This is a genomic window from Pseudomonas sp. TWP3-2 (assembly GCF_049897765.1).
Taxonomy (GTDB): domain Bacteria; phylum Pseudomonadota; class Gammaproteobacteria; order Pseudomonadales; family Pseudomonadaceae; genus Aquipseudomonas.
Window position 1 is genome coordinate 17,183 of sequence record NZ_JAFCWW010000006.1, and the last position, 26,870, is coordinate 44,052.

A 26,870-nucleotide genomic window follows, 5' to 3' on the forward strand; every position below is an offset into this window, starting at 1 on the left:
TTACAGCAGGTTATCTCATGCATTTCAGCGAACTGATGGCTGTTATTTCCACCCATGCGATCCGCCTTCAACAGGAAGATGAAGACCTGGTCATTCTGGGTGCCGACGACGCACTGGATGATGCGTTGTGGGACAGCCTCGCCGAGCACAAGGCGCAGTTGCTGGAACTGGTCGCACGCCATGGCGGAGGCTGGTCGAGCCCGGCACTGCGCATCACCCCGGACATGCTGCCGCTGGTGGATCTCGATCAGGACACCCTTGACCGTATCGTCGACACCGTGCCGGGTGGCGCGGCCAATGTGCAGGACATCTACCCGCTGGCGCCGTTGCAGGAGGGCATGCTCTATCACCATCTGTCGGCGGCTGATGGCGATCCCTACGTGTCGCAGGCGCGGTTCAGTTTCGCCAGTCGCCAACATCTGGAGGCGTTCGCCGATGCACTGCGCTGGGTGATCGAGCGTCACGATATTCTGCGTACCTCGTTCATTTGGGAGCGCCTCGATCAACCGTTGCAAGTGGTCTGGCGCCAGGCGCCGCTGGTTTGCGAGGAAGTGCGCCTCGACGCCAGCGCTGACCTGTTAACGCAGTTGCTGAAACGGCATGACCCGCGCCACTTCCGCCTCGACTTGCAGCAAGCGCCTCTGCTGCGCGTAGTGTTCGCCGAGGACCCGGCCAATGGTCGCGTCGTGGCGTTGATGCTGTTTCACCACATGATCATGGATCACATCGCCCTCGACGTAGTGCGCAGTGAAATCCAAGCGTGTTTACTTGAGCAGACCGCCGCTGTTCCGGCTGCCGTGCCGTATCGCAATCACTTGGCGGCGGCGCGTATGCGTGGCGAAGAACAGGCGCACGAAGCGTTCTTCCGCGAGATGCTTGCCGACATCGACGAGCCAACGTTGCCCGGCGGTTTGCAGGATGTGCAGGGCGACGGTCAGCACATCGAAGAAGCCGTGCTGATGCTCGACAGCGATTTGAGCCGGCAACTGCGCGGGCAAGCGCGGCAACTCGGTGTCAGCGTGGCGAGCCTGATGCATCTCGCATTGGCGCGGGTGCTCGGTCAATTGTCCGGGCGCACGGCGGTGGTGTTTGGCACCGTGTTGCTTGGGCGGATGGACGCGGGCGAGGGCGGTGAACGCGCGTTGGGCATGTTCATCAACACCTTGCCGCTGCGCGTGGATGTCGGCGTCGAAGGTGTGCGCGACGGCGTGCTGGCGACCCACCGCCGCCTGACGGCATTGCTCGCTCATGAACAGGCATCACTGGCGCTGGCCCAGCGTTGCAGCGCGGTGGCGGTGCCGACGCCGTTGTTCAGCGCGATGCTCAATTACCGCCACAGCACGCTCGAAGAAGTCGCCGAGGTGGTTGACCTGGTACCGGGGATTCAAGTGCTGGGTGCCCGCGAGCGCACCAATTATCCACTGACCGTAAATATCGACGACCTCGGCCAAGACTTGCGCATCACCGCGCTGGTGGACGCAACCCTCGGCGCCGAGCGCATTGCGTACTATCTGCACACCGCGCTGGAAAGCCTGGCGCAGGCGCTTGAAAACTCGCCGCAAGCCCCGCTGCACAGCCTGAATATTCTGCCGAGCGCCGAGCGCGAATTTTTGCTGCACGGCCTCAATTCCCCACAGGCGCAGTTCGCCGAAGCGCCGCTGATCCACCAGCAATTCGAAGCCCACGCGCAATTGCAGCCCGATGCCACAGCGCTGATTTTTCAAGAGCACACCCTGAGCTACGGCGAACTCAATCGCCGCGCCAATCAGGTCGCCCAGCGCTTATTGGCGCTGGGCATCAGGCCTGATGATCGCGTGGCGATCTGCGTCGAACGCGGCCCGCAAATGCTCATCGGCCTGCTCGGCGTGCTCAAGGCTGGCGCCGGTTACGTACCGATTGACCCGGCGTATCCGCTGGAGCGCATCGCTTTCACGCTGCAGGACAGTGCGCCGGTTGCGCTGTTGATGCAGGCCGACACGCAGGATCGCGTGGCCGATCTCACTGTGCCGAAAATCGATCTCGATGACCCGACGCTGCAAGCCGAACTGGACTGCAATCCGCAGGTTCCAGAGTTGACTACGGCGCATCTCGCTTACGTGATCTACACCTCCGGCTCGACCGGTCTGCCCAAAGGCGTGATGGTCGAACACCGCAACGTCGCGCGACTGTTCTCGGCGACCGATGACTGGTTCAACTTCAACCGGCAGGACGTGTGGGCGCTGTTCCATTCCTTTGCTTTCGACTTCTCTGTATGGGAAATCTGGGGCGCGCTGAGCTTCGGCGGGCAGTTGCTGATCGTGCCGCAGAAAGTCAGCCGCTCGCCGGACGAGTGCTATGCGTTGCTCTGTCAGGCCGGCGTCACGGTGCTCAACCAGACGCCGAGTGCCTTCCGCCAGTTGGTCGCGGCCCAGGGCCGCAGCCCATTGCAGCATTCCCTGCGCGAAGTGATCTTCGGCGGCGAAGCGCTGGAACCGGGCCTGCTTAAACCCTGGTACGCGCGGGTTGGCAATGCCGGTACGCGGCTGGTCAACATGTACGGCATCACTGAAACCACGGTGCACGTGACCTATCGCCCGTTGGCGGCGGCGGATGCACAACTGGTTGGCGTCAGCCCGATTGGCGTGCGCATTCCTGACCTGCAACTGTACGTGCTGGATGAGCAGCGCGAGCCGTTGCCGGTCGGCGTAGTCGGGGAGTTGTATGTTGGTGGTGCCGGGGTGGCGCGCGGTTATCTCAATCGTGAAGCCCTTACTGCCGAACGCTTCATCAAAGACCCATTCACCGCTCGCGCCGAGGCACGTTTGTACAAGACCGGCGACCTCGCACGCTGGGCGGCGGACGGCAGCCTCGACTATCTGGGGCGTAACGACGATCAGGTGAAAATCCGCGGTTTCCGCATCGAGCTGGGCGAGATCGAAGCGCGCCTGTCGGCCTGCACAGGCGTGCGCGAAGCGGTGGTGATCGCCCGCGAAGACAGCCCCGGCGATCAGCGACTGGTCGCGTATTGGCTGGCGGAGGACGGCGCCGATCCAAGCGTCGCGCAACTGCGTGAACAACTGCTGGTGTCGCTGGCCGACTACATGCTGCCAAGCGCCTTCGTGCGCCTCGAAGCCTTTCCGCTGACCGCCAACGGCAAACTCGATCGCAAGGCCTTGCCGCAACCGGATGGTGACGCCTATGCCCGCCGTGGTTTCGAGGCGCCGCTGGGCGATGTCGAACAGCGCATCGCCGCGATCTGGCAGACCTTGCTGCAACTGGAACAGGTCGGCCGTCATGACAACTTCTTCGAACTCGGCGGCCATTCGCTGCTGGCGGTCAAGCTGATCGAACGCATGCGTCAGCAGGAAATGCACTGCGACGTGCGCGTGTTGTTCGGCCAGCCGAGCGTTGCGGCGCTGGCGGCGACACTGGGTGGCGAGCAAACGGTCAAAGTGCCGGCCAATCGCATCGAACCGGGCTGCACGCGCATCACCCCGGACATGTTGCCGTTGGCCACTCTGGATCAGGACGGCATTGACCGCATCGTCGCGAGCATCCCCGACGGCATCGCCAATGTGCAGGACATCTATGCGCTGGCACCGTTGCAGGCCGGTATTCTCTATCACCACTTGGCGACCGCCGACGGCGATCCGTACGTGTTGCAGGCGCAGTTCGCTTTCGATGGATTGTCACAGATCAAGGCGTTGGTTCGCGCGCTGAACAGCGTGATCACGCGTCACGACATCCTGCGCACCAGCGTGCACTGGGAAGTTCTGGAGGAACCGGTGCAGGTGGTCTGGCGCGAGGCGCGGCTGGCGCTGGAGCGGGTCGACGCCGATCCGCAGGACGATGACGTATTGCAGCAAATGCAACATCGTTTCGACCCGCGCCACTATCGCCTCAATCTCAACCGCGCGCCGCTGATGCGCTTCGCCTACACCGAAGACCCGCTGCAACAGCGCTGGGTCGGCATTCTGCTGCTGCACCACATCGTCCTCGACCATACCGCGCTGGAAGTGCTGGTGGCAGAGATCAGCGATGCGCTGCGCGAAAACACCAGCGAGCTGCCGGCGCCAGTGCAATACCGCAATTACGTGGCGCAGGCGCGGCTCGGCGATAACGCTGAGGCCCACGAAGCATTCTTCCGCGACATGCTCGGCGACATCGACGAGCCGACCGTGGCCTTCGGTTTGCAGGATGTGCATGGCGACGGCAGCACGATCATTGACAGTGAACTTGCGCTGGATGCAGAGCTGGGCCAGCGCCTGCGCCAACAGGCGCGCCGACTGGGGATCAGCGTCGCTAGCTTGGTGCATCAGGCCTGGGGTCAGGTGCTGGCGCAGGTTGCAGGGCGCGACGACGTAGTGTTCGGCACCGTGCTGCTCGGACGCATGCAGGGCGGCGCCGGGGCCGAGCGCTCGCTGGGGATGTTCATCAACACCTTGCCGCTGCGCGTCAGCGGCGGGGCGCTGGGCGTGGAGCAGGGCGTGCGCGCCACCCATGAACGGCTGGCGCAATTGCTCGCGCACGAACAGGCTTCACTCGCGTTGGCCCAGCGTTGCAGCGGCGTGGCCGGTTCGTTGCCACTGTTCAGCACTTTGCTCAACTATCGCCACAGCGCAGCTGAACCGGCGACGCTGGCGTGGGACGGCATTCACATTCTCAGCTCGCGCGAGCGCAGCAATTATCCGTTGGTGGTCAGCGTTGATGACTTGGGGGAGGGCTTCCGGCTCTCGGTGCAGGCAGTGCCCGAAGTGGATGGCGCGCGGGTGTGTGATTACCTGCAAACGGCGTTGCACAATCTGGTCTTGGCGCTGGAGCAAAGTCCCGCCACGCCGCTGCATGACGTTTCGATTGTGTCGCCGAACGAGCGCCAGAAGGTGCTGGTCGGTTTCAATGTTACTGGCCGTGAATATCCCCCCGCGCAGACTGTGCAGCGCTTATTTGAAGCGCAGGTCGCGGCGCGTCCGGACGCGGCGGCGGCGGTGCAGGGCGCGCAGCAGCTGACTTATCTTCAACTGAATCAGCAGGCCAATCGTCTGGCCCGGCATCTGCTCGACCTTGGCGTCAAACCGGATGACCGCATCGCCCTTTGCGTAAAGCGTGGCCCGCAGATGCTGGTCGGGATGCTGGCGATTCTCAAGGCTGGCGCCGGTTATGTGCCGGTTGATCCCGCGCATCCACGCGAGCGAATCGCGTATTTGTTACGTGACAGCAAACCAGTCGCCGTGTTGGCACAAGCTTCAACGATGGATCTGCCGGGCGCAGTGCCGGTGATTGATCTCGACAGCAGCGAATGGCTGCACTTGTCAGACGCCAATCCACAACTGTCAGGCCTGACCCCAACGCATCTGGCCTACGTGATCTACACCTCCGGTTCGACCGGCGAGCCGAAAGGCGTGATGGTCGAGCACGCGACCCTGGAAAACCTCGTGCACTGGCACACGGAAGCATTCGACCTGCACGCCGGTAGCCAAACTGCGAGCCTTGCCGGCTTCGGTTTTGATGCGATGGCGTGGGAAGTCTGGCCGGCACTGTGCGTTGGCGCGACCCTGCACCTGCCGCCCGAGTCGATCAGCAACGAACACCTCGACGAACTGCTCGACTGGTGGCGCGCCCAGCCATTGCAAGTCAGCTTCCTGCCAACCCCGATTGCTGAATACGCCTTCAGTCGAAACGTAAGCCATCCGACCCTGCGCACGCTGCTGATCGGTGGCGACAAACTCCGGCAGTTCCCGCGCGACCAGACTTTCGAGGTGATCAACAACTACGGCCCGACCGAGACCACCGTGGTCGCAACATCCGGGCGCATCCAATCCGGCGAGGTTTTGCACATCGGCCGGCCTATCGCCAATGCCAAGGCCTACCTGCTCGACAAGCAGCAGCGCCCGGTGCCGGTTGGTGTTGAAGGCGAGTTGTACGTTGGCGGCGCAGGTGTCGCCCGTGGCTACTTCAATCGCCCGGAGCTGACTGCCGAACGCTTCCTGCGCGATCCGTTCAGCAACCAGCCAAACGCGCGCATGTATCGCACCGGCGACCTTGCACGCTGGCTCGCCGACGGCACCATCGAGTATCTGGGACGCAACGACGATCAGGTCAAACTGCGCGGCGTGCGCATCGAACTCGGCGAAATTGAAGCTGCGCTGGCCAGTTACCCAGCGGTTCAAGATGCCGTGACGCTGGTGCGTGACGGGCAATTGCTGGCGTGGTTTACCGAGCGTTCGCCGGTCGATATCGAGGCGCTGCGCAGTCACCTGCAAGCGCGGTTGCCGCAAGCGCTGGTGCCAGCAGCTTATATGCGACTGGATGCGTTGCCCCTGACCGCAAACGGCAAACTCGACCGCAAGGCGCTGCCGCAACCGGATCACAACGCCTGGCTCAAGCGTGAATTCGAAGCGCCGCAAGGCCCGGTCGAGATTGCCCTGGCGCAGATATGGGCCAGTGTGCTCAAAGTCGAACAGGTCGGGCGCCACGATCATTTCTTCGAGCTCGGGGGGCATTCTTTACTGGCGGTCAGCCTGATCGAGCGCATGCGTCAGGCCGGTCTCAGCACTGATGTGCGCGCTCTGTTCAACCAACCAACTCTGGCCGCACTGGCCGCAGCAGTGGGCAGCGGCCGCGAGGTCGAAGTCCCGGCTAACCGAATTCTGGCCAATTGCACGCACATCACCCCGGACATGCTCAGCCTGACCGAACTCGATCAGGCGAGCATCGAGCGCATCGTCGCCAGCGTGCCCGGCGGCGCGGCCAATGTGCAGGACATTTATCCGCTGGCGCCGTTGCAGGAAGGCATTCTCTATCACCATTTGAGCGCCGAGCAGGGCGATCCGTACCTGCTGCAATCGCGGCTGGCCTTCGATAGCGTTGAGCGTCTGCGCACGTTCACCGCCAACTTGCAGCACGTCGTCGCGCGTCACGACATTCTGCGCACCAGCGTGGTCTGGGAAGGGCTGCCGAGCCCGCAACAAGTGGTCTGGCGCCACGCCGAACTTGTGGTGCAGCAGGTTGCGCTGGACCCGGCCGACGGCGACATTCTCGGCCAGTTGCACGCGCGTTTCGACGCCCGGCATTACCGCTTCGACCTGAGTCGCGCGCCGTTGCTGCGCATGGTTTATGCCGAAGACCCGGCACAACAACGGGTGGTAGCCATCGTGCTGTTCCATCACCTGATCCTCGACCACACCGCGATGGACGTGGTGGGCGAAGAAATGCGCGCGTTCATGTTTGATCAGGCGCACACGCTGCCCGCGCCGATTCCGTACCGTAACTATGTGGCTCAAGCGCGACTCGGTGCCGGCGAGCAGGAGCACGAAGCATTCTTCCGCGAGATGCTTGGCGATATCGACGAGCCGACCCTGCCGTTTGGTCTGCACGACGTGCAGGGCGATGGCCGCGCCATCGAGGAAGCGCTGCAACCGGTGGACGCGCAACTCAACCGGCGTCTGCGCGATCAGGCCCGACAGCTCGGCGTGAGTGCCGCGAGCCTGATGCACTTGGCCTGGGCGCAGGTGTTGGGCGTGGTTTCCAGCCGCCGCGATGTGGTGTTCGGCACCGTGCTGATGGGCCGCATGCAGGGCGGCGATGGCGCCGACCGTGCGCTGGGGGTGTTCATCAACACCTTGCCGCTGAGGGTCGATGTCGGTGAAGGCGTGCGCGCGGCAGTGAAAACCACCCACTCGCGGCTGACTGCTTTGCTCGGGCATGAGCATGCGTCCTTGGCGCTGGCACAACGTTGCAGCGGCGTGGCCAATGGCGCGCCGCTGTTCAGCGCGTTGCTCAACTACCGCCACACCGTGGCCGAGCATCAGCCGCGCGACGGTCAGGGCATCTGGGCCGGGGTGCGCCTGCTCGGTGGTGAAGAACGCAGCAACTATCCGCTGACCCTGAGCGTGGATGATCTGGGCGAAGCCTTCGCGCTGAACGTGCTGGCCGTGGCCGAGATCGGCGCGCAACGCATTTGCAGCTACATGCACAAGGCTTTGGAGCATTTGGTGCTGGCGCTGGAGCAGTCGCCGCAACTGCCGCTGAATCGCTTGCCGATCCTGCCCGCCGCCGAGCAGGAACGCCTGCTCAGCGGTTTTAATCAGCACGCTGTGGCGTATCCGCGGGGGGCGCTGATTCATGCATTGGTTGAGGCTCAGGCTGAGCACAATCCCGACGCCGTTGCGGTGATGCAGGGTGCGCAGCAGCTGACTTATCGCCAACTCAATCAGCAGGCCAATCGGCTGGCCCATCATCTGATCGGACTGGGCGTTCAAGCGGATGACCGCATCGCGCTGTGTGTAGAGCGCAGCCCGCAAATGCTGGTGGCGTTGCTGGCGATTCTCAAGGCTGGTGCTGGTTATGTGCCGGTCGACCCGGCGTATCCGCAGGAACGAATCGCCTATCTGTTGCAGGACAGCGATCCGGTGGCGGTACTGGTGCAGGCTTCGACGCGTCATCTATCGGGTTCGGTGCCGGTGATCGATCTGGACAGCGACGACTGGAATTCACTGCCGGACAGTAATCCGCAGTTGCCGAACTTGACCCCGGCGAATCTCGCCTACGTGATCTACACCTCCGGCTCCACCGGCCAGCCCAAAGGTGTAATAGTCGAGCACGCGACCCTGGAAAACCTCGTGCAATGGCACGCCGAAACCTTCGACCTGCACGCTGGCAGCCACACCGCCAGCGTCGCCGGATTTGGTTTCGATGCGATGGCGTGGGAGGTCTGGCCGGCGCTGTGCGTTGGCGCGACCCTGCATCTGCCGCCGCAATCGGTGGGCAACGAACACCTCGATGAACTGCTCGACTGGTGGCGCGCGCAGCCGTTGCAGGTGAGTTTCCTGCCGACCCCGGTCGCCGAATATGCGTTTAGCCGTCATGTCGGCCATCCGACGCTGCGCACGCTGCTGATCGGTGGCGACAAACTGCGCCAGTTCGCACAGGCGCAGACGTTTGCGGTGATCAACAACTACGGCCCGACCGAGGCCACGGTGGTTGCCACCTCGGGCCCGGTCGAAGTCGGGCGTCCGCTGCACATTGGCCGGCCGATTGGCAACGCGCTGATTTACTTGCTCGACGAACAACAACGGCCAGTGCCTGTCGGCGTGGCCGGCGAGTTGTACGTGGCGGGCGCCGGGGTTGCTCGTGGTTATCTGAACCGGCCTGAGCTGACTGCCGAGCGTTTCCTCGACGACCCATTCAGCGATGAACCGCAGAAGCGCATGTACCGCACCGGCGACCTCGCACGCTGGCTGGCCGACGGCAATATCGAATACCTGGGGCGCAACGACGACCAGGTCAAATTACGCGGCGTGCGCGTCGAACTCGGCGAAATCGAGGCCGCGCTGAGCAGCCATCCCGCCGTGCAGGACGCCGTGGCGCTGGTGCGCGACGGCCAATTGCTGGCGTGGTTCACCGAGCGCTCGCCGGTCGATATCGAGGCGCTGCGCAGTCATCTGCAACTGCATCTGCCGCAAGCGTTGATCCCCGCAGCCTATGTCCGACTGCACGCCTTACCGCTGACCGCCAACGGCAAACTCGACCGCAAGGCCTTGCCGGAACCGGACCAATCCGCGTGGCTCAGCCGCGAATATGCAGCACCAGAAGGTGCAATTGAAATCGCCCTGGCGCAGATCTGGGCCGATGTACTCAAGGTCGAACAGGTTGGCCGCCACGACAACTTCTTCGAGTTGGGCGGGCATTCACTGCTGGCGGTGAGCCTGATCGAACGTATGCGTCAGATCGGCCTCAGCGCTGATGTGCGGGCGCTGTTCAGTCAGCCGACCCTGGCGGCGCTGGCCACAGCGGTCGGCAGCGGACGCGAAGTCGAGGTGCCGGCCAATCTGATTCCGGCCGATTGCACGCGCATCACGCCGGAGCTGTTGCCGCTGGTGCAACTGGATCAGGCGAGCATCCAGCGCATCGTCGCGACGGTGCCGGGTGGCGCGGCCAATGTGCAGGATATTTATCCGCTGGCGCCGTTGCAGGAAGGGATTCTGTATCACCACTTGAGCGCCGCGCAGGGGGATCCGTATCTGCTGCAATCGCGTCTGGCGTTCGACAGCCTCGAACGGGTGCAAGCGTTCGCCGCCGCGCTGAGCCAGGTCATGGCGCGTCACGACATTTTGCGCACGGGCGTGGTCTGGGAAGGTTTGGCGGCTCCCGTGCAAGTGGTGTGGCGCCACGCGGAGCTGCCGATAGAGGAAGTTGTACTCGACCCGGCGCAGGGTGCAGTTGCCGAGCAATTGCATGAACGTTTCGACGCACGGAGCTTCAGACTGAACATCAGCCAGGCGCCGCTGCTGCGTCTGGTGTACGCCCGCGATCCGGCCAACGACCGCGTGGTGGCGATGTTGCTGTTCCATCACATCGCCATGGACCACACGGCGCTGGAGGTTGTGCGCCAGGAAATGCAGGCGATTCTGCTCGGGCACGCCGCGCCAGCGAGTGCGGCGGTGCCGTACCGCAACTACGTGGCGCAGACGCGGCTGGGCATCAGCGAGCAGGAGCACGAAGGGTTTTTCCGCGCGATGCTCGGCGACATCGACGAACCGACCTTGCCGTTCGGTCTGCAAGACGTGCGCGGTGACGGTCACGATATTGAGGAAGTGCGTCAGCCGCTGCCCGCAGCGTTGGCCCAGCGTCTGCGCAGTCAGGCGCGGCAACTGGGCGTCGGCGTAGCCAGCCTGTTTCATCTGGCGTTCGCGCAAGTGCTGGGGGCGACGTCCGGTCGGGATTCGGTGGTGTTCGGCACCGTGCTGCTGGGCCGGATGCAGGGCGGCAGCGGCGCGGATCGCGGCTTGGGCATGTTCATCAATACCTTGCCGCTGCGGGTTGATCTGGCTGATATCAGTGTGGGCGCCGGGGTCAAGGCGACCCATCAGCGGCTCACCGAATTGCTTGGGCATGAACACGCTTCGCTGGCATTGGCGCAACGTTGCAGCGCGATTGCCGCGCCGTCGCCGCTGTTCAGCGCGATGCTCAATTACCGGCATGGCGCCAGCGAAGAAGTGCAACAAGCCGCGCGTCTGGCCTGGCAAGGCATTGAAACGCTGGGCGGCGAAGAGCGCACCAACTATCCGCTGAGCCTTAACGTTGATGACTTGGGCAGCGATTTCATCCTGACGGCGATGATCCCGGCGCAGATTGGCGCGGCGCGCATCTGCGGGTTCATGCAGCGCACGTTGACTGCGTTGGTCGAAGCGCTGGAGCACGCGCCGCAACAAGCGTTGAAGCGCTTGCCGGTGTTGCCGGACGCCGAACGCCAGCGCTTGCTGGTCGACTTCAATGCCACCGAGGTTGATTACGACCTCAACCAGAGCATCCACGGGCTGTTCGAGGCACAGGTGTTGCGCACGCCGCAGGCTGTCGCGGTGCAGAGCGGCGACTCGCGACTGACCTATACCGAGCTGAATCAGCAGGCCAACCAATTGGCGCAGCACTTGCGCGAATTGGGTGTGCAGCCGGATTCGCGGGTGGCGATCTGTGTCGAGCGTAGTCTGGAAATGGTCGTCGGCCTGCTGGCGATTCTCAAGGCTGGCGGTGGTTATGTGCCGCTCGATCCGGCGTATCCGGCAGAACGTCTGGCCTACATGCTCGCAGACAGCGCGCCGCTGGTGGTGCTGGTGCAGGGTTCGACGCGGAATTTGTTGGGCGAAGTGGCAGCGGCAGTGGTCGATCTCGATCACAACACCTGGCAATCGCTACCCTGCGCCAATCCTCAAATCCCGACGCTGACCGAGCAGCACACGGCGTACGTGATCTACACCTCCGGCTCCACCGGTCAACCGAAGGGCGTGATCAACGAACACGCGGCAGTGGTCAACCGCTTGCTGTGGATGCAGGACGCCTATCGCCTGACGGCTGAAGACTCAGTGCTGCAGAAGACTCCGTTCAGTTTCGACGTGTCGGTCTGGGAGTTCTTCTGGCCATTGATGACCGGCGCGCGGCTAGTGATGGCGCGCCCCGGTGGGCACAAGGATCCGCTGTACCTCAGCGAAGTGATCGAGCGCGAACACATCAGCACGCTGCACTTTGTGCCGTCGATGCTCGACGTGTTCCTCGCCCATGGCGATAGCGCTCGTTGCGCCAGTCTGCGTCAGGTTATGTGCAGCGGCGAGGCGTTGCCGGGCAGTCTGGTACGGCGCTTCAAACAGCAATTGCCATCCAGCGCCTTGCACAATCTGTACGGTCCGACCGAAGCAGCGGTGGATGTGACTGCGTGGAATTGCGCCGGGCTTGTGGAGCAGACTCCGGATAACACGCCGATCGGCAAACCGATCGCCAACACGCGCATGTACATCCTCGACGCTCAGCAGCAACCGGCGCCGCTGGGTGTGGTCGGCGAGCTGTACATCGGCGGCGTGCAGGTCGCGCGTGGCTATCTCAACCGGCCGCAACTCAGCGCCGAACGCTTCCTCGACGATCCGTTCAGCGATCAACCCAACGCACGCATGTACCGCACCGGCGACGTCGCGCGCTATCGGGCGGACGGCAACATCGAGTACCTGGGACGCAATGACGATCAGGTGAAGATCCGTGGTCTGCGCATCGAACTCGGGGAAATTCAGGCATGCCTGACCGCGATTGCCGGTGTGCAGGAGGCTGCGGTGTTGGCCCGCGAAGACGTGCCGGGGGACAAGCGTCTGGTCGGCTATTACACCGGGACACAGCTTTCCAGCGATCACTTGCGCACGGATCTGCTTGCGCATTTGCCGGATTACATGGTGCCGGCGCTGTTCGTGCATCTCGAAGCCTGGCCGCTCAGCCCCAACGGCAAACTCGATCGCAAAGCCTTGCCGGCACCGGATCAAACCTCGCTCATCACCCGCGAATACGAAGCGCCGATTGGCGAAGTGGAGATCACCCTCGCACGGCTGTGGGCCGAGTTGCTCAACGTCGAGCGGGTAGGGCGCCACGACCATTTCTTTGAATTGGGCGGGCACTCATTGCTGGCGGTCAGTCTGATCGGCCGCTTGCGTCAGGAAGGCATGGAAGCCGACGTCAGGGCGTTGTTCGAACAACCGACCCTGGCCGGCTACGCCGCAATTACCGAAAGAATGGAGATCGTCCTGTGAGCGTGTTCGAACTGTTGGCAACCCTCAAAGCCAAAGACATTCAGTTGGCAGTCACCGACGATCAGTTGCGCGTGCAGGGCAACAAGCAGGCCTTGAGCGATCCGACGCTAGTGGCGCTGCTGCGCGAGCACAAACCCGCGCTGATCGAGCTGATCAAGGCTGGCGAATATTCGGCGAGCAAGAGCGGGCAGGTCACGGTGCCGGACAACGGCATTGTTCCCGGTACCAGCCGAATCACTCCGGCGATGCTGACGCTGGTCGAACTCGACCAGCCGACCGTCGACCGTCTCGTCAGCAATGTGCCCGGCGGCGCCGCCAATGTGCAGGACATTTACCCGCTGGCGCCGTTGCAGGAAGGCATTCTCTATCACCATGTCAGTGGCGGGGAAGGCGATCCGTACATCATGCAGTCGCAATTCGCCTTTGCCAGCATTGAGCGCTTGCAGGCATTTGCGCAGGCGCTGCAAAGCGTGATCGACCGCCACGACATTTTGCGCACGGGCGTGGTCTGGGAAGGCCTTGATCAGCCATTGCAAGTGGTCTGGCGTCAGGCCGATTTGCCGTTGGAAGAGGTTGTGTCGCAGGCCGAAGGAGATGTTCTGGCGCAGTTGCATGAGCGTTTCGACGCGCGGCATTTCCGCATGGATGTCAGCCGTGCGCCACTGATGCGCCTGGCTTATGCCGTGGATCAAGCAGGACAGAGGGTGGTCGCGACGTTGTTGTTTCACCATATGGCGCTGGATCACTCGGCGCTCGACGTGGTGCGCCATGAAATGCGCGCCTGCCTGCTCGGACAGAGCGCCGCGCTGGGCCGTCCGGTGCCGTTTCGCAATTATGTGGCGCAGGCGCGACTGGGCGTCAGCGAAGCCGAGCACGAGGTGTTTTTTCGCGAGATGCTCGGCGACATTCATGAGCCGACGCTGCCGTTCGGTTTGCAGGATGTGCAGGGCGACGGTCAGGGCATCGCCGAACTCAGCGTGCCGATCGATGCGCAATTGGGCCAGCGCCTGCGCAGTCAGGCGCGGCAACTCGGGGTCAGCGCGGCAAGCCTGTTTCACCTCGGCTGGGCGCAGGTGCTGGCGACCATCACTGGCAAACAATCGGTGGTATTCGGCACGGTGCTGATGGGTCGCATGCAAGGCGCCGAGGCGACGGATCGGGCCTTGGGGATTTTCATCAATACCCTGCCGTTGCGCGTCGATATCGATGCGCAAAATGTGCGCGCCGCCGTCCACGCGACCCACGCGCGGCTGACCACGGTGATGCGCCACGAACACGCGCCGTTGGCGCTGGCCCAGCGGTGCAGCAACGTGGTGTCGCCGACGCCGCTGTTCAGTTCCTTGCTCAACTACCGCCACAGCCACACTGCCGCGACGGCCAGCGCTGAAACCCTGTCGGCGTGGGAAGGCATCAGCACCCTGCATTCGGAAGAACGCACTAATTATCCGTTGACCCTGAGCGTCGATGATTTGGGCGAGGCCTTCAGCCTGACGCTGCTGGCCACTACGCAAATCGATCCGCAACGGGTGTGCGCTTACATGCACTGCGCGCTGGAAAGTCTGGTGCTCGCGCTGGAGCAGGCGCCGGATACGCCGATCAATCAGCTATCGATTCTGCCGGCGACCGAGCGTGAGCAAGTGCTGGTCGGCTTCAATGCCACAGCGGCCGACTACCCGCGTGACATGACCATTGCGCAGCGCTTCGAGGCTCAGGTTTCGGAGCGGCCAGAAGCTGTGGCGGCGGTATTCCTCGGTGAACAACTGACCTACGCCGAACTCAATCTGCACGCCAACGCATTGGCCCATCACCTGATCGATCTGGGTGTGCGGCCCGACGACCGTGTGGCCATCGTCGCCCGCCGGGGGCTGGATACGCTGGTCGGGCTGGTGGCGATTCTCAAGGCCGGCGCCGGTTATGTGCCGGTCGATCCGGCGCACCCGGCCGAGCGTTTGCACTATCTGCTGAGCGACAGCGCACCGGTCGCGGTATTGATCCAGAATGACCTGCGCGAGCGCTTGCCCGCGCTCGACGTGCCGCTGATCGATCTCGACCGCTGCACCTGGCCGCTGAATTCGGCGCTCGATCCGCAAGTGCCGGGACTGACCGCCGAACACCTTGCCTACGTGATCTACACCTCGGGTTCGACCGGGCTGCCCAAGGGGGTGATGGTCGAACATCAGACCTTGTCCAACCTCGTAGACTGGCATTGCAACGCGTTCGATCTGCGCGCCGGTCGCCACACTTCAAGCCTTGCCGGATTCGGTTTCGACGCCATGGCCTGGGAAGTCTGGCCGGCATTGTGTGCGGGCGCGACCTTGCACCTGGCGCCAACGCAGGACGGCGGCGAAGACATCGACGCGCTGCTGCAATGGTGGCGCGCGCAGCCGCTGGACGTGAGTTTCCTGCCAACGCCGGTCGCCGAATACGCCTTCAACCAGAACCTCGAACACCCGACTCTGCGCACGCTGCTGATCGGCGGTGATCGCCTGCGCCAATTCACCCGCAACCAGCATTTCGACGTGATCAACAACTACGGCCCGACCGAGGCCACGGTGGTCGCAACCTCCGGCAAGATCGAAGCCGGACAGACCTTGCACATCGGCCAGCCGGTGAGCAACGCCACGGTGTACCTGCTCGATGACCAGCAGCGACCGGTGCCAATTGGGGTTCCCGGCGAGTTGTATGTCGGTGGCGCCGGCGTGGCCCGTGGTTATCTGAATCGTCCCGAACTGACTGCCGAACGCTTCCTCGATGACCCGTTCAACAGCGGCCGCATGTACCGCACCGGCGACCTCGCACGCTGGTGCGCCGACGGCACGCTTGAGTACATCGGTCGTAACGACGATCAGGTGAAAATCCGGGGCGTTCGCATCGAGCTGGGCGAAATCGAAACCCGCCTCAACCAGCTCCCGGGGATTCAGGAAGCGGTGTTGCTGGCTCGTGAAGATCAGCCGGGCCAGGTGCGGCTGGTGGCGTATTTCACCGAACAGGCACAGGTTGAACCGCTGGCAGTGGGCGAGTTGCGCGCGCATTTACTGACCCAATTACCTGAGTACATGGTGCCGGTGGCGTTCGTCAGGCTTGACGCTCTGCCGCTGACCGCCAACGGCAAAGTCGACCGCAAGGCGTTGCCGAAACCCGAACACAGCGCGCTGTTCACCCGCGAATATGCGGCGCCGCACGGGGAGCTGGAAATCGCTTTGGCGCAGATCTGGGCTGACGTGCTGCAAGTCGAGCGGGTCGGACGCCAGGATCACTTTTTCGAACTCGGCGGGCACTCGCTGCTGGCAATGCGCATGGTGTCGCAAGTGCGCCAACGCCTGGGCGTCGAGTTGGCCTTGAGCGACTTGTTCGCCAATGCCGAACTGGCTGCGGTGGCCGAGGTGCTGACTCAGGCGGCGCGCAGCACCCAGCCGGAAATCCTGCCGGTGCCGCGTGACGGCGCGCTGCCGCTCTCATTCGCCCAGCAGCGGTTGTGGTTTCTGGCGCAGATGGAAGGTGCCAACACCGCTTACAACATCCCCATCGCCCTGCGTTTGCGCGGTCGCCTCGATGACGATGCGCTGCAACGCGCGCTGGCGCGGATCGTCGCCCGGCATGAAACCCTGCGCAGCCGTTTCGTCCAGTTCAACGATGCAGCGCAGGTGCTGATCGCGCCAGTCGACAGCGGTTTGCTGCTGCGAGTCGAGGATTTGCGTGAGCACCCGCAGGCTGACGAGGTGTTGCAGGCGCTGATCGAAGGCGAAGCGTCCGGCCCGTTCGATTTGCAGGACGATCCGCTGATTCGCGGGCGCCTGGTGCGGCTCGCCGATGATCATCATGTGCTGCTGCTGACGGTGCACCACATCATCGCCGACGGCTGGTCGATGAGCGTGCTCACGCGCGAATTGATGACGTTGTATCAGGCATTCAGCCACGGCGAGGCGGATCCGCTGCCGCCGCTGGCGCTGCAATACACCGATTACGCGGTGTGGCAGCGGCGCTGGCTGAGCGGCGAGGTGCTGCAACGGCAGAGCGAGTACTGGCAGCAAACGCTGGCCGGTGCGCCGGCATTGTTGCTGCTGCCGACCGATCGCCCGCGTCCGGCGCAGCAGGAATTCGCTGGCAGCACCGTTGAGGTGCTGCTCGATGAGCGCCTCACCGCTGGACTTAAAGCGCTGTGCCAGCGGCACGGCGTGACCCTGTACATGGCGCTGATCAGCGCTTGGGCAGTGTTGCTCAGTCGCCTGTCCGGCCAGTCCGACGTGGTGATCGGTTCGCCGGTAGCCAACCGCAGCCGCGCGGAAATCGAAGGCCTGATCGGCATGTTCGTCAACACCCTCGCGCTGCGCATCGACACTTCGGGCGAGCTCAGCGTTGAAGCGCTGTTGGCGCGGGTCAAGGCGCTCACGCTGGAGGCGCAGGCGCATCAGGATCTACCGTTCGAACAAGTGGTGGAAATCACCAGACCGCCGCGCAGTCTGGCGCACAGTCCGTTGTTCCAGACCATGTTCAGTTGGGACAGCGGCAACGGTTCCGGCCTGACCCTGGGGGATTTGACCCTGGAAGGCGTGGCCGAGCCGAGTCACTTTGCCAAGTTCGATCTGTCGCTGACGCTGGGTGAGGTGCAGGGCGAGATTCGCGGTGTGCTGGAGTACGCCACGGCGCTGTTCGATGAAGCGACGGTTGTGCGGTTCGTCGGTTACTTCCAGCGCCTGGTGCAGGCGATGGTCGATAACGATCAAGCGTTGCTGGAACAGGTGGATCTATTGGCGGAGGACGAACGCCAGCGCTTGCTGTTCGACTTCAATGCCAGCGCTGTCGAGCTTGACCTTGAGCAGACTGTTCACGGGTTGTTCGAGTCGCAGGTATTGCGCACGCCAGACGCTGTGGCGCTGGTTTCGGGCGAGCGTCATGTGACATACGCCGAGTTGAATCAGCAGGCCAATCGCCTGGCGCAGCACTTGATTGAGCAGGGCGTAGGGCCGGATTCGCGGGTGGCGATTTGCGTCGAGCGCTCGCTGGATCTGGTGGCTGGTCTGTTGGCCATTCTCAAGGCCGGCGGCGCTTATGTGCCGCTGGATCCGGTGTATCCGCCGGAACGTCTGGCCTACATGCTGGAGGACAGCGCACCGGTCGCGGTGTTGGTACATGGCGCGACGCGCTCCTTGCTCGGCGCGAGCGCGACAAACCTGATCGATCTCGATCGCTGCACCTGGCAAAACCAGTCCGGGCGCAATCCGCAAGTGCCCGGCCTGACTGCGGCAAACCTCGCTTACGTGATCTACACCTCGGGTTCCACCGGCACCCCGAAAGGCGTGATGGTCGAGCACCGCAGTGTGGCCAATCTGCTGCACTGGAGTGCCCAGTTGTGCCCAACCGTGGCCGACGCGGCGCTGTTGCAGAAAACTCCGTTCAGTTTCGATGCCTCGGTCTGGGAGCTGTTCTGGCCACTGACGGCCGGTTTGCGTCTGGTGCTGGCCAGCCCGGATGCGCATCGCGATCCGGCTGAGCTGGCGCGGGTAATCGTCGAGCAACGGATCACTGTCATTCAATTCGTCCCGGCGCTGTTGCAGCAGTTTCTTGAGCTGGAAGATGTTGGCCAGTGTCGCAGCCTTACCGAGATTGTTTGCGGTGGCGGCGAGCTGAGCGCGGCGCTGGTGCGCAGTGTGCGCGAGCGTCTGCCGCAGGTGCGCCTGCACAACGTGTATGGCCCGACTGAAGCGACGGTAGACAGCAGCGTGTGGACGCTGGAACCGAATTCGCCTCTGGCGGACAGCGCGCCGCCGATTGGCAAACCGCTGTGCAACACCCGCGTGTACATCCTTGATGCGTGGCAGCAACCGGTGCCTTTGGGCGTGGTTGGGGAGTTGTATATCGGCGGCGAACAGGTCGCGCGGGGTTATCTGAATCGTCCGGAGCTGACTGCCGAACGCTTTCTCCAGGATCCGTTCAGCGCTGATGCACGGATTTACCGCACAGGTGACCTCGGCCGCTATTTGGCGGACGGTAATATCCAATACCTTGGCCGCAATGACGATCAAGTAAAAATCCGTGGCTTGCGCATCGAACTCGGGGAAATTCAGGCGCGTCTGAGCCAGATCGAAGGCGTACAGGATTGCGTGGTAATGGCCCGTGAAGACGTGCCCGGCGACCAGCGTCTGGTGGCCTATTACGTCGGCACACCGCTGGATACCGAAGTGCTGCGCGCTGATCTGCTCAGGCATCTGCCGGATTACATGCTGCCGGCGCTGTTCGTGCATCTGGATGCATTGCCGCTGAGTCCGAACGGCAAAATCGAGCGCAAGGCATTGCCCGCACCCGATCAGTCGGCGCTCAGCACCCGTGAATATGCGGCGCCGATTGGCGAGGTGGAAATCGCCATTGCCGGCCTCTGGGAAGAGCTGCTGAAAGTCGAGCGAGTAGGGCGCCACGACCACTTTTTTGAACTGGGCGGGCATTCCCTGTTGGCGGTCAATCTGGTGGCGCGCATGCGGCGTGCCGGGTTATCAGCGGATATTCGCGTGCTGTTCGGCCAGCCGACCCTGGCTGCGCTGGCGGCGGCCGTTGGTGGGGCGCAGGAAGTCGACGTGCCGGCCAATCTTATTCCTGAAGGCTGCACGCAGATCACGCCTGAGCTGTTGCCACTGGTTGCGCTGGATCAGCCAGCCATCGAACGCATTGTCGCCAGCATTCCGGGTGGCGCGGCTAACGTGCAGGATATTTATCCGTTGGCGCCGTTGCAGGCGGGGATTCTGTTCCATCACCTGTCGGCAACCGAGGGCGATTCGTACGTGTTGCAGGCGCAATTCGCGTTTGCCGATGAGCAGCGTTTGCACGCTTTCACGCAAGCGTTGCAAGGCGTGATCGACCGCCATGATGTGCTGCGCACGTCGCTGTTCTGGGAGGGATTGGAGGAACCGGTGCAAGTGGTCTGGCGCCACGCGGCGCTGGAATGTGAGGCACAAACGATTGACGCAGCGGGCGGGGACGCAATGGCCCAACTGCGCAGCCGTTTCGACGCTGCGCACTATCGCATGCCCGTTACCCAAGCACCCTTGATGCGCGTGGTGCATGCGCCGGATCCGGCCAATCAGCGTGTGGTGGCGTTGCTGCTGTTCCATCATCTGGTCATGGATCACGTGGCGCTGGAGGTGTTGCGTCACGAGATGCAGGCCGTGCTGCTGGGTCAGGCGCAGCGTCTGGCTGAGCCAGTGCCGTACCGCAATTATGTGGCGCGCACGCGCTCGGGGCTGAGCGAGCAGGATCACCAAAGCTTCTTCCGCGAGATGCTCGGTGGTGTTGATGAACCGACTTTGCCTTACGGCCACAACCCGGCGCAGGAGGGCTTGGCGCAACAGGCGCATCTGGCGCTGGAAAATCCGCTGAGCCGGCGCATACGCGCGCAGTCCCGGCGACTGGGAGTCAGCGCCGCCAGCCTGATGCACTTGGCTTGGGCGCAAGTGCTGGGACAACTCTCCGGGTGCCACGACGTGGTGTTCGGCACCGTGTTGCTCGGGCGTTTACAGGGCGGCGAAGGTGCGGAGCGCGCAATGGGCGTATTCATCAACACCTTGCCGCTGCGCATCGATCTGGGCGCACACAGTGCCAAAGGCGCGGCGCTGGACACCCATCAACGCTTGAGTCAGTTGCTGCAACATGAACACGCGCAATTGGCGCTGGTGCAACATTGCAGCGCGATGGCGCCGGGCACGCCGTTGTTCAGCTGTTTGCTCAATTACCGCCACAGCTCGCCGATGGGCGCGGTATCCGACGAGGTGCAAACGGCGTGGCGCGGCATGCAATTGCTGCAGGCCGAGGAGTACAGCAACTATCGCCTGACCCTGAGCGTTGATGACCTCGGCGAAGGTTTCAGCCTGACGACGTTGGCCGGTGCCGGGATCGACGCCGGGCGGGTTTGCGCTTATATGCATCAGGCCTTGGCCGAGTTGCTGGAGGCGCTGGAACATTCGCCGCAGTCGGGGCTGGATCGGTTGTCGATTGTCCCTGCCGCCGAACTTGAGCAAGTGCTGGTCGGCTTCAATGCTACGGCGGCTGAGTATCCACGCGGGCTGACGATTGCGCAGCGCTTCGAGGCTCAGGCAACTGCACGGCCAGAGGCGCTTGCGGCAGTTTTCGCTGGGGCACAGCTGACGTATGCCGAACTGAATCGCGAGGCCAACGCACTGGCCCATCACCTGATCAATCTCGGTGTGCGGCCTGACGACCGAGTAGCCATCGTCGCCCGGCGCGGGCTGGAGACGCTGGTCGGGCTGCTGGCGATTCTCAAGGCCGGCGCCGGTTATGTGCCGGTCGATCCGGCGCATCCCGCCGAGCGCCTGCACTACCTGTTGAGCGACAGCGCACCGGTCGCGGTGCTCACGCAAACCGATTTGCTTGAACGACTGCCGGCGCTGGAGGTGCCGGTGATTGAGCTCGACACTCGCAGCTGGCCCAACGCTGCAACGCACAACCCAACAGTGCCCGGTCTGACCGCCGAACACCTGGCCTACGTGATCTACACCTCGGGTTCGACCGGCCTGCCCAAAGGCGTGATGGTCGAACACGAGACGCTGTCCAACCTGATCGACTGGCATTGTGCAGCGTTCGACCTGGGCGCCGGCCGCCACACTTCCAGCCTCGCCGGATTTGGCTTCGACGCCACGGCCTGGGAAATCTGGCCAGCACTGTGCTCCGGCGCGACCCTGCACCTGGCGCCGACTCACGATGGCAACGAGGATATCGACGCGCTGCTCGAATGGTGGCGCGGGCAACCGCTGGATGTGAGCTTCCTGCCGACTCCGGTGGCCGAATACGCCTTCAGCCAGAATCTTGACCATCCGACCTTGCGCACGCTGCTGATCGGCGGTGATCGTCTGCGCCAGTTAAGCCGCAACCAGCGCTTTGCCGTGATCAACAACTACGGCCCGACCGAGGCCACGGTGGTCGCCACCTCCGGCAAGCTCGCAGCCGGGCAGACTTTGCACATTGGCCAACCGGTGACTAATGCCACGGTGTACCTGCTCGATGCGCAACAGCGGCCGGTGCCAATTGGCGTAGCGGGGGAGTTGTATGTCGGTGGCGCCGGGGTGGCGCGCGGGTATCTGAATCGTCCCGAGCTGACTGCTGAACGTTTCCTCGATGATCCATTCAACAGCGGGCGCATGTACCGCACCGGCGACCTCGCTCGCTGGCGCGCCGACGGCACTCTCGAGTATCTCGGGCGCAATGACGACCAGGTGAAAATCCGTGGTGTGCGCATCGAACTCGGTGAAATCGAAACCCGCCTCAGCCAGCTCCCCGGCATCAAGGAAGCGCTGTTGCTGGCTCGCGAGGACCAACCCGGGCAGCCGCGACTGGTGGCGTATTTCACCGAACAACCGCAGATCGAGCCACTGACAGCCAGTGACTTGCGCAGGCAATTATTGGCGCAATTGCCCGAGTACATGGTGCCGGCGGCGTTCGTCAAACTCGATAACTTCCCCCTGACCGCCAACGGCAAAGTCGACCGCAAGGCCCTGCCGCTGCCGGATCGCGCGGCGCTGTTTAGCCGCGAATATGCCGCGCCGCTGGGCGAGGTGGAAACCACGGTGGCGCAGATCTGGGCCGAGGTGTTGCAGGTCGAACAGGTCGGCCGTCACGACCACTTCTTCGAGCTCGGCGGCCACTCGCTGCTGGCCATGCGCATGGTCTCGCAAGTGCGGCAGCAGTTGGGCGTGGAGCTGCCTTTGAGTGAATTGTTCGCCAACCCCGAATTGGCAGCCGTGGCCGAAGTACTGACCCGCGCGGGACGCTCGACCTTGCCGGACATTCTCCCGGCGGCGCGCGATGAAGCGCTGCCGTTGTCTTTCGCACAGCAACGCCTGTGGTTCCTCGCGCAAATGGAGGGCGGCAACGCGGCCTACAACATTCCTCTGGGCCTGCGCCTGCGCGGGCGGCTCGACCAGTCCGCGCTGCAACAGGCATTGGCGCGGATCGTCGCCCGCCACGAAGCCTTGCGCAGTCGCTTCACGACAATCAACGATCAAGCGCAGGTGCAGATTGCGCCGGTCGACAGCGTATTCCAGCTGCAAGTCGACGATCTGCGTGGCGAGCCGAACACCCGCGAGCGCATGAAAAAGCTGATCGAGGACGAGGCCTCGGCGCCGTTCGATTTACACAATGACTGGCTGATTCGCGGTCGCCTGGTGCGGCTGGTCGATGATCACCATGTGTTGCTGCTGACCGTGCATCACATCGTCGCCGACGGCTGGTCGATGGGCGTGCTGACCCGCGAACTGATGGCGCTGTACACCGCGTTCAGTCGTGGCGAGCCAGACCCGCTACCGCCCCTGGCGCTGCAATACACCGACTACGCCGTGTGGCAGCGGCGCTGGCTGAGCGGCGAAGTGCTGCAACAGCAGAGCGAGTATTGGCAGCAAACGCTGGCCGGTGCGCCGACCTTGTTGACGTTACCGACTGACCGTCCGCGTCCGGCGCAGCAGGATTACAGCGGCGGCGGGGTGGAAATCTGGCTGGACGCCGAACTGACTACCGGCCTCAAAGCGTTGTCGCAGCGCCATGGCGTGACCCTGTACATGACGCTGCTCAGCGCTTGGGCGATGTTGATGAGTCGCTTGTCGGGGCAATCCGATGTGGTGATCGGCTCGCCCGTGGCCAACCGCAGCCGCGCCGAGATCGAAGGGCTGATCGGCATGTTCGTCAACACGCTGGCATTGCATATCGACACTTCGGGCGAGTTGAGCGTTGCAGCGCTGCTGGCGCGGGTCAAGGCGCGTTCGCTGGAAGCGCAGGCGCATCAGGATCTGCCGTTCGAGCAAGTGGTGGACATCGCCAGACCGGCGCGCAGTCTGGCGCACAGCCCGTTGTTCCAGACCACCCTGAGCTGGAACAGCGCCAGCGGCGCCGAACTGACCCTCGCCGATCTGACACTGGAAGCGCTGGGTGGCCAGGCACACGTCGCCAAGTTCGACCTGACCCTGACGCTGGGCGAGGCACGCGACAGAATTGGCGGCTGGCTGGAGTACGCCACGGCGCTGTTCGACGAGACGACGATCAAACGCTATGTCGGCTACTTCCAGCGGCTGCTGCGGGCGATGGTCAGCAATGATCTGACGCTGCTGGAGCAGGTGCCGATCCTCGAAGCACAGGAGCGGCAACGCCTGCTGGTGGATTTCAACGCCACGGCGCGCGACTACCCGCAGGCGTTGACCGTACACCTGCTGTTCGAATCGCAAGTGCTGGTCAATCCACAGGCCATCGCAGCCGTGCATGGCGCGCAAAACCTGAGCTATTTCGAGTTGAACGCCAAGGCCAATCGGCTGGCGCATCAGTTGATCGGACAGGGCGTACAGCCGGGCGCGCATGTGGCACTTTTGCTGCCGCGTTCGCTGGATCTGCTGGTCGCGCAACTCGCAATCAGCAAGTGCGCGGCGGCGTATGTGCCGCTGGACATCAATGCCCCGAGCGAACGTCAGGCGTTCATGGTGCGCGACTGTGGGGCGGCGGCGTTGCTGACCTTGAGCAACATGGCGGTCGATTACCCGGTCAAGCGCATTGATGTCGATACATTGGTGCTCGACGGCCAGCCGGATTACAACCCGGATCTGCCGCAGTCCAGCGAATCGCTGGCGTACATCATGTACACCTCCGGTTCCACCGGCACGCCGAAGGGCGTGATGGTGCCGCACCGGGCGATCGGCCGCTTGGTGATCAACAACGGTTATGCCGATTTCAATTCGCAGGATCGCGTGGTGTTTGCCTCCAATCCGGCATTCGACGCCAGCACCATGGATGTGTGGGGCGCGTTGCTCAATGGCGCTCAGGTGCTGGTGATCGATCATGCGACTCTGCTCGATCCGCTGGCGTTCGGTCGCGAGTTAGCCTCAAAAGGGGCGACGATCCTGTTCGTCACCACGGCGCTGTTCAACCAGTACGTGCAACTGATTCCCGAGGCGCTGAAGGGCTTGCGCATTCTGCTGTGCGGTGGCGAGCGCGCTGATCCGGCGGCGTTCCGCACGCTGCTGGCCGAGGCGCCGGAGCTGCGCATCGTGCATTGCTACGGGCCGACTGAAACCACCACTTATGCCACGACTTTCGAAGTGCGCGCCGTGGCAGATGACGCCGACAACGTGCCCATTGGCGGGCCGATCTCCAACACGCAGGTGTATGTGCTCGACGCGCAGCAGCAACCAGTGCCACTCGGCGTAACTGGCGAGTTGTACATCGGCGGGCAGGGCGTGGCGCTGGGATATTTGAATCGGGCGGATCTGACGGCCGAGAAATTCCTGAAAGATCCGTTCAGTGACAAGCCCGGCGCGCTGTTGTACCGCACTGGCGACCTGGCTCGCTGGAATGCGGCGGGGCAACTGGAGTGCATCGGGCGTAACGATGACCAGGTGAAGATTCGCGGTTTCCGCATTGAACTGGGGGAAATCGAAAATCGTCTGCTGAGCTGCAATGGGGTCAAGGAAGCCGTGGTGCTGGCGCGTCAGGACGGCCAGGAACCGCTGCGTCTGGTGGCTTATTTCACCCTGAGCGATGCAACCGTGCAAAGCGCCGATCTACGCGCTCAGTTACAAGCGCGGCTGCCGGAATACATGGTGCCGGCAGCCTGGGTGCGCCTCGACGTTTTGCCGCTGACCAACAATGGCAAAGTCGACCGTAAAGCTTTGCCGATCCCGGCGCAGGACGCGTTGCTCAGCCGTTTCTACGAGGCCCCGGCCACTGCGCTGGAACAAACCCTCGCGCGGTTGTGGGCCGAGGTGCTGCAGGTCGAGCAGGTCGGTCGCCACGACAACTTCTTCGAACTCGGTGGGCATTCGCTACTGGCGATGCGCATGGTTTCGCAGGTGCGGCAGCAGCTCGGGGTGGAGCTGACGCTGAATGATCTGTTCGCCAACGCTGAACTGGCGGCCGTGGCCGAGGTATTGAGCGGGGCCGCACGCTCCACGCTGCCGGACATCCTGCCAGCGTCGCGCGATGAAGTGCTGCCGCTGTCGTTCGCGCAGCAACGGCTGTGGTTCCTCGCGCAAATGCAGGGCGGCAATACCGCTTACAACATTCCGATTGGCCTGCGCTTGCGCGGTCAGCTCGATGAGGTGGCGCTGCAACAGGCGTTGTCGCGCATCGTCGCCCGCCATGAAACCCTGCGCAGCCGTTTCACTTCATTCAACGATCAGGCGCAAGTGCTGATAGCTCCGCTCGACAGCGGTTTGCTGCTGCGCCTCGAGGATCTGCGCGGGCACCCGCACGCCGAGCAAACCCTGCAATCGCTGATCGAAACCGAAGCCTGCGCGCCCTTCAATTTGCAGGACGGCCCTTTGTTCCGAGGACGTTTGGTGCGCCTGGCCGAAGATCACCATGTGCTGCTGCTGACCGTGCATCACATCATCGCCGACGGCTGGTCGATGGGCGTGCTGACCCGCGAACTGATGGCGTTGTATCAGGCGTTCAGCAGAGGTGAGGAAGATCCGCTGCCGCCGCTGGCCCTGCAATACACCGACTACGCCGTGTGGCAACGGCGCTGGCTGACTGGCGACGTGTTGCAGCGTCAGAGCGATTACTGGCAACAGACCTTGGCCGGTGCGCCGAGCGTGTTGACCTTGCCCCTCGACCGGCCGCGCCCGGCGCAGCATGACTACAGCGGTGCCGGTGTCGAAATTTTCCTCGACCAGCCACTGAGCGCTGCACTCAAAGCACTGTCGCAGCGTCACGGCGCAACCTTGTACATGACCCTGCTCAGTGCCTGGGCGATGCTGCTCAGTCGCCTGGCCGGGCAGTCCGAAGTGGTGATCGGTTCGCCAGTGGCCAACCGCAGCCGGGCCGAAATCGAAGGCCTGATCGGGATGT

2 protein-coding genes (1 of these 2 cut by a window edge) are annotated in these 26,870 nt (G+C 63.4%); both read left to right on the forward strand.

The window, feature by feature from the left end:
* Positions 1–17 precede the first annotated feature (17 nt).
* Entirely contained in the window at positions 18–13,040 is a 13,023-nt protein-coding gene (locus tag ACP7EE_RS11125) for an amino acid adenylation domain-containing protein (RefSeq protein ID WP_426234532.1), read from the forward strand.
* On the forward strand, positions 13,037–26,870 hold the 5' portion of the coding sequence (locus ACP7EE_RS11130) for a non-ribosomal peptide synthase/polyketide synthase (protein WP_426234533.1). The gene runs 3,974 nt beyond the window's last position; the window shows 13,834 of its 17,808 coding nt (coding positions 1–13,834); the start codon lies at positions 13,037–13,039; the stop codon falls past the right edge of the window. The genes ACP7EE_RS11125 and ACP7EE_RS11130 overlap by 4 nt, the downstream gene beginning before the upstream one ends.